Origin of the sequence: Pseudomonas sp. NPDC088368 (genome assembly GCF_044753445.1) — a bacterium.
In the GTDB taxonomy this organism is placed as follows: Bacteria; Pseudomonadota; Gammaproteobacteria; order Pseudomonadales; family Pseudomonadaceae; genus Aquipseudomonas; species Aquipseudomonas bambusae.
On sequence record NZ_JBIVNG010000012.1, the window covers coordinates 152300 to 166050 of the forward strand.

General features: G+C 58.3%; 15 protein-coding genes, 1 pseudogene and 1 riboswitch. Of the genes and pseudogenes, 9 read left to right on the forward strand and 7 right to left on the reverse strand.

Features of this window, described 5'->3' with window-relative positions; all coding sequences use genetic code 11:
* The first annotated feature begins 42 nt into the window (after nt 1-42).
* Nucleotides 43-459, forward strand: coding sequence for a DUF1090 domain-containing protein (locus ACIQAL_RS25235; protein WP_401150290.1), 417 nt, complete (start codon nt 43-45; stop codon nt 457-459).
* 186 nt (nt 460-645) lie between these two features.
* On the opposite strand, the gene ACIQAL_RS25240 is transcribed toward ACIQAL_RS25235, so the two are convergent.
* The 3 genes from ACIQAL_RS25240 to ACIQAL_RS25250 form a co-directional block, all read right to left on the reverse strand.
* A complete protein-coding gene (locus ACIQAL_RS25240) occupies nt 646-1071 on the reverse strand; it encodes a c-type cytochrome (protein ID WP_401150405.1) in 426 nt (141 codons plus the stop codon).
* A 135-nt stretch (nt 1072-1206) separates the two neighbouring features.
* Entirely contained in the window at nt 1207-1593 is a 387-nt protein-coding gene (locus ACIQAL_RS25245) for an MAPEG family protein (protein WP_166595711.1), read from the reverse strand.
* A gap of 13 nt (nt 1594-1606) precedes the next feature.
* Nucleotides 1607-2446, reverse strand: coding sequence for an EamA family transporter (locus tag ACIQAL_RS25250; protein ID WP_401150292.1), 840 nt, complete (start codon nt 2444-2446; stop codon nt 1607-1609).
* 226 nt (nt 2447-2672) lie between these two features.
* On the opposite strand from ACIQAL_RS25250, the gene ACIQAL_RS25255 reads away from it, so the two are divergent.
* Nucleotides 2673-3491: a DeoR/GlpR family DNA-binding transcription regulator gene (locus ACIQAL_RS25255; protein ID WP_341961416.1), complete on the forward strand. Its 819-nt coding sequence runs from the start codon at nt 2673-2675 to the stop codon at nt 3489-3491.
* 145 nt (nt 3492-3636) lie between these two features.
* Here the strand turns inward: ACIQAL_RS25255 and ACIQAL_RS25260 are convergent, their stop codons facing one another.
* Together ACIQAL_RS25260 and ACIQAL_RS25265 are read right to left on the reverse strand one after the other, a co-directional pair.
* Nucleotides 3637-4146, reverse strand: coding sequence for a hypothetical protein (locus tag ACIQAL_RS25260; RefSeq protein WP_401150294.1), 510 nt, complete (start codon nt 4144-4146; stop codon nt 3637-3639).
* A 104-nt stretch (nt 4147-4250) separates the two neighbouring features.
* A complete protein-coding gene (locus tag ACIQAL_RS25265) occupies nt 4251-4598 on the reverse strand; it encodes a hypothetical protein (protein WP_401150413.1) in 348 nt (115 codons plus the stop codon).
* Between ACIQAL_RS25265 and ACIQAL_RS25270 the strand changes: the two are divergent.
* A pseudogene (locus tag ACIQAL_RS25270) lies at nt 4528-4803 on the forward strand (hypothetical protein); the annotation flags it as partial. The gene ACIQAL_RS25265 and the pseudogene ACIQAL_RS25270 sit on opposite strands and share 71 nt — an antisense overlap.
* Before the next feature lie 117 nt (nt 4804-4920).
* On the opposite strand, the gene ACIQAL_RS25275 reads toward ACIQAL_RS25270, so the two are convergent.
* Nucleotides 4921-5205 carry a hypothetical protein gene (locus tag ACIQAL_RS25275; protein ID WP_401150295.1) on the reverse strand — a complete coding sequence of 95 codons (285 nt, stop codon included), beginning with the start codon at nt 5203-5205 and terminating at the stop codon, nt 4921-4923.
* A gap of 662 nt (nt 5206-5867) precedes the next feature.
* Here ACIQAL_RS25275 and ltnD point away from each other — a divergent pair.
* The 5 genes from ltnD (at nt 5868) to otnI (ending at nt 11276) form a co-directional block, all read left to right on the forward strand.
* Nucleotides 5868-6773: an L-threonate dehydrogenase gene (gene ltnD, locus ACIQAL_RS25280; protein ID WP_401150296.1), complete on the forward strand. Its 906-nt coding sequence runs from the start codon at nt 5868-5870 to the stop codon at nt 6771-6773.
* Between the two features lie 10 nt (nt 6774-6783).
* A complete protein-coding gene (gene otnK, locus ACIQAL_RS25285; RefSeq protein ID WP_401150298.1) occupies nt 6784-8076 on the forward strand; it encodes a 3-oxo-tetronate kinase in 1293 nt (430 codons plus the stop codon).
* An 8-nt stretch (nt 8077-8084) separates the two neighbouring features.
* A complete protein-coding gene (locus tag ACIQAL_RS25290) occupies nt 8085-8723 on the forward strand; it encodes an aldolase (protein WP_401150406.1) in 639 nt (212 codons plus the stop codon).
* A 235-nt stretch (nt 8724-8958) separates the two neighbouring features.
* Nucleotides 8959-10416, forward strand: a complete 1458-nt coding sequence (locus ACIQAL_RS25295) for an SLC13 family permease (protein WP_341961411.1) — start codon at nt 8959-8961, stop codon at nt 10414-10416.
* Nucleotides 10417-10484: 68 nt separating this feature from the next.
* A complete protein-coding gene (gene otnI, locus ACIQAL_RS25300; protein ID WP_401150300.1) occupies nt 10485-11276 on the forward strand; it encodes a 2-oxo-tetronate isomerase in 792 nt (263 codons plus the stop codon).
* 196 nt (nt 11277-11472) lie between these two features.
* Here otnI and ACIQAL_RS25305 read toward each other — a convergent pair whose 3' ends face one another.
* Nucleotides 11473-11877: an acyl-CoA thioesterase gene (locus ACIQAL_RS25305; protein ID WP_074752526.1), complete on the reverse strand. Its 405-nt coding sequence runs from the start codon at nt 11875-11877 to the stop codon at nt 11473-11475.
* Between the two features lie 190 nt (nt 11878-12067).
* A riboswitch (S-adenosyl-L-homocysteine riboswitch) is annotated at nt 12068-12176 on the forward strand.
* 20 nt (nt 12177-12196) lie between these two features.
* On the opposite strand from ACIQAL_RS25305, the gene ahcY reads away from it, so the two are divergent.
* Nucleotides 12197-13606, forward strand: a complete 1410-nt coding sequence (gene ahcY, locus ACIQAL_RS25310) for an adenosylhomocysteinase (RefSeq protein WP_341961407.1) — start codon at nt 12197-12199, stop codon at nt 13604-13606.
* Nucleotides 13607-13751: the final 145 nt, after the last annotated feature.

Genomic DNA, 13751 nt, shown 5'->3' on the forward strand with positions numbered 1-13751 from the left:
AGTCGTGTCGGCTGGCCGGATGTGTATTTTTGAGGATTCGTCATGAAGTTTCTGTCATCCCTTATTGCCTTCGCCGCATGCGGTTTGTTGGCCTCACCGGTGTTCGCCGCTGAACAAGCCCCGGCGCTGACCGGCTGCGCCGCCAAGCGTCAAGACATCAACACCCAGCTCGAACAGGCCAAGGCCGCAGGCAACAGCAACCAACAGGCCGGGCTTGAAAAAGCCTTGAGTGAAGTCACTGCCAACTGCACTGACGCAGGCTTGCTCAAAGAGCAGGAAAAGAAAGTGCTCGACGCCAAACGTGAGGTCAGCACCCGTCAGGCTGATCTCGACAAGGCCATGAAGAAAGGCGACGCGGACAAGATCAACAAGCGCAAGGACAAACTGGCCGAGGCGCGCAAAGAGTTGCAAGACGAGCAGCAGAAGCTGGAGCAATTGCAGCCTGACGAAGACGACTAAAAACCGCATTTGATTCTGGCCGCAGGCCGTAGGAGCCAGCTTGCTCGCGATCTGGTGCGCAGCGCCAGCAAGATCAAACGACCTCGGCTGGGTCAGGTACACCGCATTTGCAGGTTTTACTGCCGGTTCCCGGCAGATCGCGAGCAAGCTGGCTCCTACGGCCTGCGGCCAGAAGCAGGCTCAGCATCAGTGGTTGCGAAACTCTTTATGACACGCGTCGCACGCGTCTTCGACGTTGTTCATCGGCGGGATCATGTTCGCGGGGGTCAGTTGAAGGGTTTGGGTGGCAATCACCAACTCCCCGGTCCGGGCCTCCAGCGCCCGGGCAAGCTCTTGAAAACGCGCCTGGCGTTCCCAGACCGCATCTTTCGCACTGGTGTGCTCGGACTCTTTCACTGCCGGAAAATGCTTCCACGGCTCGTGCGCCAGGGCATCGAGCTTCACAGCGCCTTCGGCGAATTTAGGTCCATCGAATGGCAAGCGGCCACGTAACATCCCGCCAGTGTCTTCGCTGGTCTTGAGCATCTGCTTGAAAATCGCCTTGCGCTGCGACAGCGGCGAATTCGGATCTTCCCCGCTACACGCGCTGAGCATCACGCCCACCATCAGCATCAGGCCAACGGCTTTCAGGGTCGGGGGTACATAGGGTTTTTCCACGGCAACGCTCTTCGATTTCATGGCGGCTCTGGGCTGAAAAATGGCGGCCAGTATCTGCGCCCGCCGTGAAAAATCCAAGGTGGGTGTCCGTCAAACGGAAACCCCGAACAGCGCGACCACCAAAGCCAAGCCAATGAACCATGCCAGCGAACGCAGGGCCGCGAGATCAGCGAGGTAAAAAATGATGTAGAGCAGACGGCTGGTAACGAAGAGCACCGCGAGCACATCAATGGTCACCAACTGCGCGACACCCGCGACGTGGGCAATAAGAACCCCTGCGGCGAACCCTGGAATCGCTTCGAAGCTGTTCTGCTGTGCGGCGTGGGCACGGCGCGGCAGGCCTTCGAGATTGTCGAGAAAGTCCCTGGGATTGTGGTTTTGCCGGGCGCCGAATTTTCCGCCACTGAACTTGGCAATGGACGTACACACCAGCGGCAGCAAAATCACGATCAACACGCACCAGAAGGCAACGGTCATGAACATCTTCCTTTTAAAATTTGAGCTTCATTAGAAGCATTCCAAGCAGCACCAACCCACAGGCTAAGAGCCGTGGCCGGCCAAAAGGTTCTTTCAGATAGCGCATGCCGAACAGCACCACCAACACCACGCTGACTTCGCGCAACGCGGCGGCCTCAGCGACCGAGCCAAGCTGCATCGCCCACAACACCAGGGCATAGCTGGCCAGCACGCAAAAACCGACGCTCAGGCCGAGTTTCCATTGCTCGCGCCAGAACAGCATGAAGGCCGGACGCTTGTTGACCACCGCCAGCAACGGGAAGGGCCACGCGCTGATAAACGTCAGCCACACCAGATAGTCCAGCGGCGCGACGCCCCGCTTGAGCGCCTGACCGTCGATCCAGGTGTAGAAACCGATGCACAGTCCGATCAGCCCTACCACTGGCAGCATCGACCATGGCAAACGGTCGCCACCCCCGCCCTGCCAAAGCAGGCAGACCATGCCGCATGGAATCAGCAGAATCCCGAGAATCTGCTGAGTGCTCAGATGCTCTCCCGCGAAGATCAGAGTCAGCGCCAGTACCACCAAAGGCGACAATCCGCGCATCAGGGGATACACCAGTCCAAGGTCGCCGACCCGATAGGCTTTGATCAGCAGCGCGCGATACAGCAGCTCGAACAACGCCGACGCCACCAGCCACGGCCAGATGTGCAGCGGAGGCGGCGACACGAAACCCAATGCGATCAGGGACAGACCGAACGCGACCACGTCCATGCTGGCGATGACCAGCAGGCGTTCGCCGCTGAATTTGATGAGGGCGTTCCAAGTGGCATGCAGCACCGCTGCAAGCAGGACCAGCGTTGTTGCGAACACGTGTTCTCCTTATCCGCCCTGGCGAAAGCGCCGAGCGATTTTTCTTCCGGGCAACGCAGGCATCGACAACCGCCAAAGCCCCGTGGCTGTTGAGGATAAGGGATTTTCCATGACAGAAGACATCTGCCTCATTTAGGTGTGCCTGTATTTCTCGCTGCTGCCACAAGCCGAACGATTGGCTAAGATGCCTGCCACCGTCGCGGTAAGCCGATCCTCAGGAGCCTGAATGTCCAGCGAAGAAGACACCACCGTCAGTGGTGCAGCGCCCATGATTCCCGACCAGCGCAGGGAGTTGATGCTGCGCCAGTTGCGCAAGCACCAAGTGCTGAGCGTGCATCAACTGATGGAGATGTTCGACTGCTCGCACATGACCATCCGCCGAGACATCGCCCTGCTGGAACAGAGCGGGCGGGCTTATTCCGTAACGGGCGGCGTGCGCATCGCCAGCCAGGTGCACAGCGAACCGAGCCACCAATCGAAAGCCGTGGTCGAGCTGCCGCACAAACAGGCGATGGCGAAACTCGCGTCCGGATTGCTGCACCCGGAAATGACGGTATACCTGGACGCAGGCACCAGCACGCTGGAAATCGTGCCGTACATCGTCGCGCTGTCAGGCATGACCGTCGTCACCAACGACTTCGGCGTGGTGAATGCATTGGCCGACGCGACCCACGTGGCAGTGATTCACACCGGGGGCCAACTCGACCACCCAAACCGCTCCTGCGTCGGGGGCCTGGCTGCGGCGACGTTGCGCCAACTCGCGACGGATGTCGCCTTCATGTCCACCAGCTCCTGGGATCTGCAACGGGGCACCACCACGCCGTCGGCGTTGAAAGTCGAAGTCAAACAGGCAGCGATGCAAGCGGCGTCGCGCAGCGTATTGCTCACCACCAGCTCGAAATACGGCACGTTCGGCATGTACAAGGTCGCGGGGCTTGAGCAGTTCGACGCGATCATCAGCGATGACGGATTGGCGCAGGCGGCGGCTGACAGCATTAGGGCGCAGGGGGTGGAGTTGATGTTGGCGTCGGTGGAGAAGCGCTGATCTCACGAGGGCATCCGTAGCAGCACGACTTGCCGGCGGCGGTGTTCAAGACATCGCCATTGCAGGCATGCCGCGCGGCTACAGCGAAGCGGTGTGTCGAAGATTGTTTGCAACCAAGCCACCGAATCACTGTTACAACACTTATTCAATACTCTTTTTTTGGGTAGCCGGATACGGAATAACCAGCCTCCATATCGTTGGTTGTTTTAATTTTAGAAATATCCATTCGATCCTCATTAAAGATATCCAGTGTATAAGTCGATTTATCACCATCACTGAATTGACCCTCTGACCCTTCTTTGAAACCCAGCCTGAAATCTACCTTTTCATCTTTTTTTCTTTTGCCGCTTCCCTCTACTGAAAAGGTGTTATCGCCTGCGCCTTTAAAAGTATATTCCAAATATGAATACGCACCTGTATTACCACCGTGTCCAAGCCGCACGACGAATATCGAGTCGGGTTTGCTCAGAGGGGCACGAGCGACGAGCTTGCCGGAAAATTCATAACTGTACGGGTCCTCCGCGCTGATTTCTCCCTCGAATCGAGCCTCTGGTTGCACACTCGCGTTCAAGTCTAACTTAATAGCAGTCATAATGATAATCTCCATATTGTTTTGATTCCGACTGCCGAAAAGTTCGGCCAGCCATGCACTCACTATCAACTCAATCCTTGAAAGGTCAAGTCGACAGCCCTTAAACTCGGTAAAAACTGACGGATGGCTTATTAAAACACGGCTCAATAAGCATCCGCGATAATCCATCAAACTTCTATAGCGATTCGTTTAACATTATCGGAATCACCAGCGCGACTTATATCGCCAATATTAATATGTGAAGTATTTAATGTCTTTGCAGGATCAAAGGTATCAAACGAGAATCGAAAGCCCATGCGCGTGAAGGCATTGATTGCGCCATCGGCAAAAAAGTGTTGAACCAAGCCCTCACCTGTAGACACCGTCTTGACGACATCTCTGCAAGAGCAGCGCTGCTCGACCTCCCAACGCGCACACGTCATCGCGTCCCGCCAGTGGATGTTCACGCCCTCGGCTTTGAAAGGCGAAGTCAAACAGGCAGCAATGCAAGCGGCATCGCGCGGCGTATTGCTCACCACCCGCTCGAATTACGGCACATTCGGAATGTACAAAGTGGCAAGACTGGAGCAGCTCGATGCGATCATAAATGATGACAGGATGGCGCAGGCGGCAGCGGCAAGCATCCGGGCGTACGGAGTGGATTTGATGTTGGCGTCGGTGGATTCCTACATAAAGGCCAATGCCCACCCCAGCCGTCAGTTGAGGTGGGCCGTAAATTGAAAGCGACGTGCCAGCGGCCGTCCCAGCGTTTGAAGCATCACCTGTCACCGCCAGGGATTGCATCATGTTGCTAAATTAACTCAACCAAACAGTTTCCAGTACGGCTCGTTGCTCACTTTACTGCTCTTCATCAATATCCGGCTCAGTCTCTTCTTCCTCTTCGTGGTCAGGCTCGGAATTGATGAGTTTTCTCTCAGCCGCTTCCATGTCATAACTGCTCTTAGGTCCGTTAACAAACTTACCGTCACTCTCATCATTAAAGCCCAGACAAAGATCTACTTTCTCTTTTGCCTTTCTCTTACCCTCACCCTTGACTTCAAAAGTAACTTTCTCAGAGTTATTACCAAGCGTGTATTCCAGATAAGTAAACTCCGCAGACGAGCTTCCATGCCCAAGCCGCACAATGTTCTAAAATGGTTTGGCGCTGCGATCTAAAGGACAGCTAGCAACGAGCTTGCCGGAAAATGCATACCCTAAAGTATCTTTTGCATACAATGTCCCGTCGAATGTGGCGTCCGATTTGGAATCAGTTTTAAGGCTTAACTTGATATCCATTAGCTTTAGCATTTGAAATCTCCCTATTTACCTGTTGCTCCCAGCCACGAGCTTTTCACCAGTGACGTGCTCACTATTAATCCAAGCATTATAAAAATCATGGCACAGCAGCTTCTCATTTTTTGCCTCCGACCAACGGCCAACTCAAATACTCAACCGGAACTTGTCAGAGCGCATTTCGAAATAAAAACTCTTTTTATAATTTCAAAAAAACAACCGCCTTCATGAAGTTCCGCCGCTTATAACGTAGGCTCTTCGCCGTATGCACCGGCTCTGGATCAGTAAACGAGCCCGCAGGCGCGCCGCTAAGGAATGGTTCAAGCTCGACTCAAAGCGCTGCTCGAAACCGCTGCCCACTTCCCTGATCAAAAAACAACCAATGTTAATATTTGTTAACTCGAAAAATCACTTCACATTATCCGCTCACAGGTTCACTATCTTTAACAGATCAGAACAAACGCCGTTCGAGTGCCTGACGCAATGATGGCGCTCAACCCGAGGAGAGCTTCATGAATAACAAGAATGTCGGCGTCGTTGGACTGGGTGCGATGGGTCTGGGCATCGCCCGCTCCCTGCTGCGCAGCGGTTTCAATGTTCATGCCTGCGACGTCCGCGCTGCCGTGACAGAGCAATTCGCCAGCGAAGGCGGCGTTGCCTGTGATTCTCCTGCTGCGATGGCCGCGCTCTGCGACGTGATCGTGACCGTCGTGGTCAACGCCGAGCAGACTGAAACCGTGTTGTTCGGCGAGAACGGCGCCGTGGCTGCACTCAAGCCCGGCAGCCTGGTCATCGGTTGCGCCACTGTCGCCCCGACCTTCGCCATCGAGCTGGGCCAGCGCCTCACCGAAAAAGGTCTGCTGTACCTCGATGCGCCGATCTCGGGCGGTGCTGCCAAGGCCGCTGCCGGTCAGATGACCATGATGACCAGCGGCCCTGCCGACTCCTACGCCAAAGCCGACGCAATCCTCAACGGCATGGCGGGCAAGGTCTATCGTCTGGGCGACGTTCACGGCCTGGGCTCGAAAGTCAAAATCATCAATCAGCTGCTGGCGGGCGTGCACATCGCCGCGAGCGCCGAAGCCATGGCTCTTGGCCTGCGCGAAGGTGTCGACGCTGATGCGCTGTACGAAGTGATCACCAACAGCGCCGGTAACTCGTGGATGTTCGAGAACCGCGTGCCACACATCCTCAAGGCCGATTACACGCCGCTGTCAGCCGTGGACATCTTCGTCAAGGACCTGGGCCTCGTGCTGGATACCGCCCGCGCCAGCAAATTCCCGCTGCCGCTGTCGTCCACCGCGCACCAGATGTTCATGCAGGCCTCGACCGCAGGCTTTGGCCGCGAAGACGATTCCGCCGTGATCAAAATCTTCCCGGGCATCACCCTGCCTGTCGCCAAAGCCGCCAACGACTGAGGATTCGCCCATGAGCACCACCACTCCGCGCCCTCTATTGGGCTGCATTGCCGACGACTTCACCGGCGCCACTGACCTCGCGAACATGCTGGTGCGGGGCGGCATGCGCACCGTGCAAAGCATCGGGATTCCGAGCGCAAACAGCCTGTCTGAGCTGGACGCTGACGCCATCGTCATCGCGCTGAAGTCCCGCACCACACCCGCTGCCGAAGCTGTCGAGGAATCCCTCGAAGCGCTGCAATGGCTGCGTGATCGTGGCTGCGAGCAGATTTTCTTCAAGTACTGCTCCACCTTCGATTCCACCGCCAAAGGCAACATCGGCCAGGTCAGCGAAGCGCTGTTGCAGGCGCTGGGCAGTGACTTCACCCTGGCCTGCCCGGCCTTCCCCGAGAACGGTCGCACGATCTTTCGCGGTCATCTGTTCGTGCAGGATCAACTGCTCAACGAATGCGGGATGCAGAATCACCCGCTGACGCCGATGACCGACGCCAACCTGGTGCGCGTGCTGCAATCGCAGACCGAGAAAAAAGTCGGGCTACTGCGCTATGACAGCATCGCCAAGGGCGTGGAAGGCGTGCGGGCGCGTATCGCTGAATTGCGTGCCGATGGCGTGACCATGGCGATTGCCGATGCGCTGTCTGATGCCGACCTGTACACCCTTGGCGAAGCCTGCGCCGACCTCCCGCTGCTGACCGGTGGCTCGGGGCTGGCGCTGGGCTTGCCTGGCAACTTCCGTAAAGCGGGCAAACTGCGCGACATTGACGCGGCCCAGTTGGAGCAGGTCGAAGGTGGCGAAGTGGTCCTCGCCGGGAGCGCTTCGGTCGCGACCAATGGCCAGGTGGCAGCGTGGCTGGACGCCAAACGCCCTGCCCTGCGCATCGACCCACTGGCGCTGGCCGACGGCAAACCGGTGGTTGAAGACGCCTTGGCCTTCGCCCGTGATGCCGGTCAAACCGTTCTGATCTACGCCACCAGCAGTCCGGAAGAAGTCAAAGCCGTGCAGCAAGAACTGGGTGTCGAGCGCGCAGGCGCAATGGTTGAGCACGCACTGGGCAAGATCGCCAAAGGCCTGCTGGACGCGGGCGTGAAGCGCTTCGTCGTCGCAGGTGGCGAAACCTCGGGCGCGGTGGTTCAGGCCTTGGGCGTGAGCCTGCTGAAAATCGGCGCGCAGATCGATCCGGGCGTTCCGGCGACCATCAGCAGCGGCGATCAACCGCTGGCACTGGCGCTGAAATCCGGCAACTTCGGCGGCCGTGACTTCTTCGACAAAGCCCTGAAGCAGTTGGCAGGGGGTGCCCAATGAACAGCCAAGTGAGCGCAGAAAACAAACTGCGCGACGAAATCTGCGACATCGGTCGTCTGCTGTTCGGTCGCGGTTACACCGTGGGCAGCGCGGGCAACATCAGTGCGCGTCTGGAAGATGGCTGGCTGATCACCCCGACCGACGCGTGCCTCGGTCGTCTCGATCCGACGGCGATTGCCAAGGTCAATCTGGCCGGTGAATGGGTGTCGGGCGACAAGCCGTCCAAGACGCTGATGCTGCATCGCGAAGTCTACGACCGTAATCCGGGCGTTGGCGGCGTGGTGCACACCCACTCCACGCATCTGGTGGCCTTGACCCTTGCGGGCGTCTGGCAGCCGAACGACATCCTGCCGCCGATCACGCCGTATCAGGTGATGAAAGTCGGGCATATCCCCTTGATTGCCTACGAGCGTCCCGGCTCGCCAAAAGTCGCCGAACAGGTGGCTAAACTGGCGAACAGCGTGCGCGGCGTCATGCTTGAACGACTGGGCCCTGTGGTCTGGGAAAGCTCGGTAGCCAAGGCGGCCTACGCCCTGGAAGAGCTGGAAGAGACCGCGCGGCTGTGGCTGATGAGCAACCCCAAACCCGAGCCGCTGGACGCAACGGCTCTGGAAGAACTGCGCCAGACCTTTGGCGTGACCTGGTAATCCACTCAGTGTTTTGATCGGAGACTGTCGCGGCGGTCTCCGGCGACCCGGTTTTGCCGGAAACAATAACAACAAAGGCTGATGTGAAAACGTAGCGAGCGAAGGCAAGACAAGGCAAAAACAGGCGGAAAAGCGGAGTCTAGGTGTTCTAAATGAGCATTTTCCGCCTGTTTTTAACGCCGTATTGCCGAGCGCAGTAGTTTTCACTCAGCCTGAACAGGACACTACACATAACATGACCCCACTATTACTGATGATCATCGCCGGAGCCGGCATCGCGCTGTTGCTGCTTCTGGTACTGAAATACAAATTCCAGCCGTTCGTGGCCCTGATGCTGGTCAGCATCATCGTCGCGCTGGTCGCCGGGGTAAAACCGGCTGATCTGGTGGCGACCATCGAAGGCGGCATGGGCAAGACGCTCGGCCACATCGCGATCATCATTGCGTTGGGTGCCATGATCGGTCGGATCATCGAACTCTCGGGCGGCGCGGAAGCACTGGCCAAGTCGCTGATCAACCGTTTCGGCAACAAGCGCACGCCGCTGGCCTTGACAGTCGCGGGCTTCATGGTCGGCATTCCGGTGTTCTTTGAAGTGGGCGTGATTATCCTCATGCCGCTGGCCTATGGCGTCGCTCGCGCGGCCCGCAAGCCTCTGCTGATTTTCGCCCTGCCGATGTGTGCTGCGCTGCTGTCGGTGCACGCGTTTCTGCCGCCGCACCCGGGCGCCGTCGCGGCTGCCGGTCAATTGGGCGCGGACTTGGGCCGTGTGCTGATGTTCGGCATCCCGATCGTCGCGGTGCTATGCCTGATCGGCTATGTGATTGCCGGTCGCATGACTCGCAAGACCTACCCGATGACCGACGACATTCGCAGTGAAGTCTACGGCCCGCACATCACCAACGAAGACCTGGTGGCGTGGGCGAACAACGACTATTCAACCAGCAAAGAAGCGACTCAGACCAAAGAACTGGGGCTGGAAGAAAGCGCCAGCAGCCTGGCCGCTCGCTTGCCAAAGGCGCCAGCACCGGGTGCGGGCCTCATCGTTGCTCTGATCCTGCTGCCCATCATCCTGATCCTGCTGGGCACGCTGGCCACCACCATGCTGCCTGCCGACTCCGGCCTGCGCAGCATCCTGACCGTGCTGGGTGCACCGTTGGTTGCGCTGCTGATCGACACCCTGCTGTGCGCCTGGGTGCTGGGTTCGCGCCGTGGCTGGAGCCGCAGTCAGGTCTCTGACGTGATCGGTTCGGCGCTGCCGGGCGTGGCGATGGTGATCCTGATCGCCGGTGCTGGTGGTGTGTTCGGTAAAGTGCTGGTCGACACCGGTATCGGTGCGGTCGTTTCCGAAGCATTGCGCAGCACCGGCCTGCCAGTTCTGGCGCTGGGCTTCATCCTGACCCTGCTGTTGCGCGCCGTTCAAGGCTCGACCACAGTGGCGCTGGTCACCACCGCTGGCATTCTCAGCCCGCTGATCGCGACCCTGAACCTGAGCGCTAACCACATGGCCCTGCTATGTCTGGCCATGGGCGGTGGCGGTCTGGCCATGTCGCACATCAACGACGCCGGTTACTGGATGTTCACTAAACTGGCTGGTCTCAACGTCGGTGACGGCCTGCGCACCTGGACCTTTTTGGTGACCGTTCTAGGGACTCTCGGCTTCCTGATGACACTGCTGCTCTGGCCCTTCGTATAACCCGGCCTGTCTGGAAGCTGCTGCGCTCGCGGCGCTTCCAGACAGATTGGCATTTTTTGGAGATTGCTATGCCTCGCTTCGCTGCCAACCTCAGCATGCTGTATCCGCAACACGACTTTCTGGCCCGTTTTGGCGCTGCGGCGACTGACGGCTTCAAAGGCGTGGAGTATCTGTTCCCGTACGACTTCAGTGCAGCCGAAATCAAGCTGCGCCTGGAAGACTTCGGCCTGACCCAAGCGTTGTTCAACGCGCCACCGGGTGACTGGGCCAAGGGCGAACGCGGGATTGCATCGCTGCCGGGTCGGCAGAGCGAGTTTCGCAGCGGCATTCAGAAAGCGCTCGAATACGCAGCGGTATTGGGCAATGACCGGATTCACGTAATGGCGGGTTTGCTCCCGAGCGAAGACCTGCGCCAGAAACACCACGCCGTGTACCTGGAGAATCTGGCCCACGCGGCAGAAGAAGCGGCCAAAGTCGGCATCACGGTGCTGATCGAACCGATCAACACCCGCGACATGCCGGGTTTCTTCCTCAATCGCCAGGACCAGGGTCAGGCGGTGTGCAAGGAAGTTGGCGCGGACAACCTGAAAGTGCAGTTCGATTTTTACCACTGCCAGATCGTCGAAGGTGACGTGACCAGCAAACTGCGCCGCGACTTTGCAGGCGTCGGCCACATCCAGATCGCAGGCGTACCGGATCGTCACGAGCCGAACATGGGCGAAGTTAATTACCCGTGGCTGTTCGAAGAAATCGACCGCCTGGGCTACACCGGCTGGGTCGGCTGCGAATACCGCCCGCGTGGTGATACGAGCGAAGGGTTGCAGTGGTTGCGGGATTGGAAGGCGAGTAATCCGGAGTAACGTTATCCGCTACTCGATCGTACCCATGATCTGCGTGGGCATGATCAGCGAGCGTGCGAACCCTGTTTTATTGTAGGAGCCGGCTTGCTGGCGAAGGCGGTGCGTCATCGACCCTTGATGTGCCTGAGACTCAGCATTCGCCAGCAAGCCAGCTCCACGTTTTGCGTCGTTCACGGGTAAGGACGCAGCCTACCGATCACTCGTTGATCACTTCATCCTTGAACTGGTCTTTCACGTACGTGATCTCGGTCTTGCCGTGCGGCGCAGGCAGGCCGTCTTCCCCCAGGTTGACGAACACCATCTTCTCGACGGTCAGAATGCTTTTGCGGGTGATCTTGTTACGCACTTGGCAGGTCAGGGTGATGGACGTCCGGCCAAACTCGGTGGCCGTGATGCCCAGTTCAATGATGTCGCCCTGACGCGAGGCGCTGACGAAGTTGATTTCGGAAATGTACTTCGTCACCACACGCTGGTTGCCCAACTGAACGATGGCGTAGATCGCCGCTTCTTCGTCGATCCAGCGCAGCAGACTGCCACCGAACAGCGTGCCGTTCGGGTTGAGGTCTTCGGGTTTTACCCATTTGCGAGTGTGGAAGTTCATGGGTGGCTCCAAGGCGTTTGGGAAATCGTGGCGTTTGTGCCCCCAAGCTTCAAGCTTCGAGCCACAAGCTGCAAGTAAAAGCAGATCCGCTTTCACTTGTCGCTTGCAGCTTGCAGCTTGCCGCCCAAGCCTTATAATCGGCACCGCTTCAAAAAACGGTCATCACCGCTTGATACCGTTTTCCCGCCACCTGTCCGAGGGGCGCTGCAGCAGGTCAGACCTGTCAGGCTCGGAGAGGGCGTTGTTTGGTCTGGCGTTCCGCCGATCAAGCCTTAAACGCACAACGGCGCCCATTCGCACCCTACGAATGGAGACTCTTATGAGCGCTGTACTGACGCCCAACGATTTCAACGACTACAAGGTCGCCGACATTTCCCTGGCAGCCTGGGGTCGTCGCGAAACCATCATCGCTGAATCCGAAATGCCTGCCCTGATGGGCCTGCGTCGCAAATACGCCGGTGAGCAACCGCTGAAAGGCGCGAAAATCCTCGGCTGCATCCACATGACCATTCAGACTGCCGTGCTGATCGAAACCCTGGTTGCCCTGGGTGCCGAAGTGCGCTGGTCGTCCTGCAACATTTTCTCGACTCAGGACCAGGCCGCTGCCGCCATCGCCGCTGCCGGCATCCCTGTTTTCGCCTGGAAAGGCGAGACCGAAGCCGAGTACGAGTGGTGCCTGGAGCAGACCATCCTCAAGGACGGTCAGCCATGGGACGCCAACATGATCCTCGACGACGGCGGCGACCTGACCGAGCTGCTGCACAAGAAATACCCGGCGATGCTGGAAAAAATCCACGGGGTCACCGAAGAAACCACCACCGGCGTTCACCGCCTGCTGGACATGCTGGCCAAGGGCGAACTGAAGATCCCTGCGATCAACGTCAACGACTCGGTCACCAAGAGCAAGAACGACAACAAATACGGCTGCCGTCACAGCCTGAACGACGCCATCAAGCGCGGCACCGACCACCTGCTGTCCGGCAAGCAAGCGCTGGTCATCGGCTACGGTGACGTGGGCAAGGGTTCGGCTCAGTCGCTGCGTCAGGAAGGCATGATCGTCAAGGTCACCGAAGTCGACCCGATCTGCGCCATGCAAGCCTGCATGGACGGTTTCGAACTGGTTTCGCCGTTCATCGACGGTGAAAACGACGGCACCGAAGCCAGCATCGACAAAGCGCTGCTGGGCAAGATCGACCTGATCGTGACCACCACTGGCAACGTCAACGTCTGCGACGCCAACATGCTCAAAGCGCTGAAAAAACGCGCCGTGGTCTGCAACATCGGTCACTTCGACAACGAAATCGACACCGCCTTCATGCGCAAGAACTGGGCATGGGAAGAAGTGAAGCCGCAAGTGCACAAGATTCACCGCACCGGCGCTGGCGAATTCGACGCGCAGAACGACGACTACCTGATCCTGCTGGCCGAAGGCCGTCTGGTGAACCTGGGCAACGCCACCGGTCACCCAAGCCGCATCATGGACGGTTCGTTCGCCAACCAGGTTCTGGCTCAGATCTTCCTGTACGGCCAGAAATACGCTGACCTGAGCCCTGCTCAGAAAGCCGAGCGCCTGACCGTTGAAGTGCTGCCGAAGAAGCTGGACGAAGAAGTCGCCCTGGAAATGGTACGTGGCTTCGGCGGCGTTGTGACCAAACTGACCAAGACTCAGGCCGACTACATCGGCGTGACTGTCGAAGGCCCGTTCAAGCCGCACGCTTACCGGTACTAAAAGCAGCTTTGAGCGGCAAGCTACAAGCTGCAAGTGAAAGCGATCCGCATCGCCTTCATTTGCAGCGCCAGGCTTGCACTTCTTCGTCTTCACGCCCTTAGCAGCACCCAGCCTCAAGCCTTAAGCGACAGGATTCGGCGCACCG

What these genes read in the sequence shown, in the direction of transcription:
- ACIQAL_RS25255 (WP_341961416.1), top strand. Translation starts at nt 2,673, where the DNA reads ATGTCCAGCGAAGAAGACACCACCGTCAGTGGTGCAGCGCCCATGATT.
- ltnD (WP_401150296.1), top strand. Translation starts at nt 5,868, where the DNA reads ATGAATAACAAGAATGTCGGCGTCGTTGGACTGGGTGCGATGGGTCTG.
- ACIQAL_RS25245 (WP_166595711.1), bottom strand. Translation starts at nt 1,593, where the DNA reads ATGACCGTTGCCTTCTGGTGCGTGTTGATCGTGATTTTGCTGCCGCTG.
- otnK (WP_401150298.1), top strand. Translation starts at nt 6,784, where the DNA reads ATGAGCACCACCACTCCGCGCCCTCTATTGGGCTGCATTGCCGACGAC.
- otnI (WP_401150300.1), top strand. Translation starts at nt 10,485, where the DNA reads ATGCCTCGCTTCGCTGCCAACCTCAGCATGCTGTATCCGCAACACGAC.
- ACIQAL_RS25235 (WP_401150290.1), top strand. Translation starts at nt 43, where the DNA reads ATGAAGTTTCTGTCATCCCTTATTGCCTTCGCCGCATGCGGTTTGTTG.
- ACIQAL_RS25240 (WP_401150405.1), bottom strand. Translation starts at nt 1,071, where the DNA reads ATGCTGATGGTGGGCGTGATGCTCAGCGCGTGTAGCGGGGAAGATCCG.
- ahcY (WP_341961407.1), top strand. Translation starts at nt 12,197, where the DNA reads ATGAGCGCTGTACTGACGCCCAACGATTTCAACGACTACAAGGTCGCC.
- ACIQAL_RS25305 (WP_074752526.1), bottom strand. Translation starts at nt 11,877, where the DNA reads ATGAACTTCCACACTCGCAAATGGGTAAAACCCGAAGACCTCAACCCG.
- ACIQAL_RS25295 (WP_341961411.1), top strand. Translation starts at nt 8,959, where the DNA reads ATGACCCCACTATTACTGATGATCATCGCCGGAGCCGGCATCGCGCTG.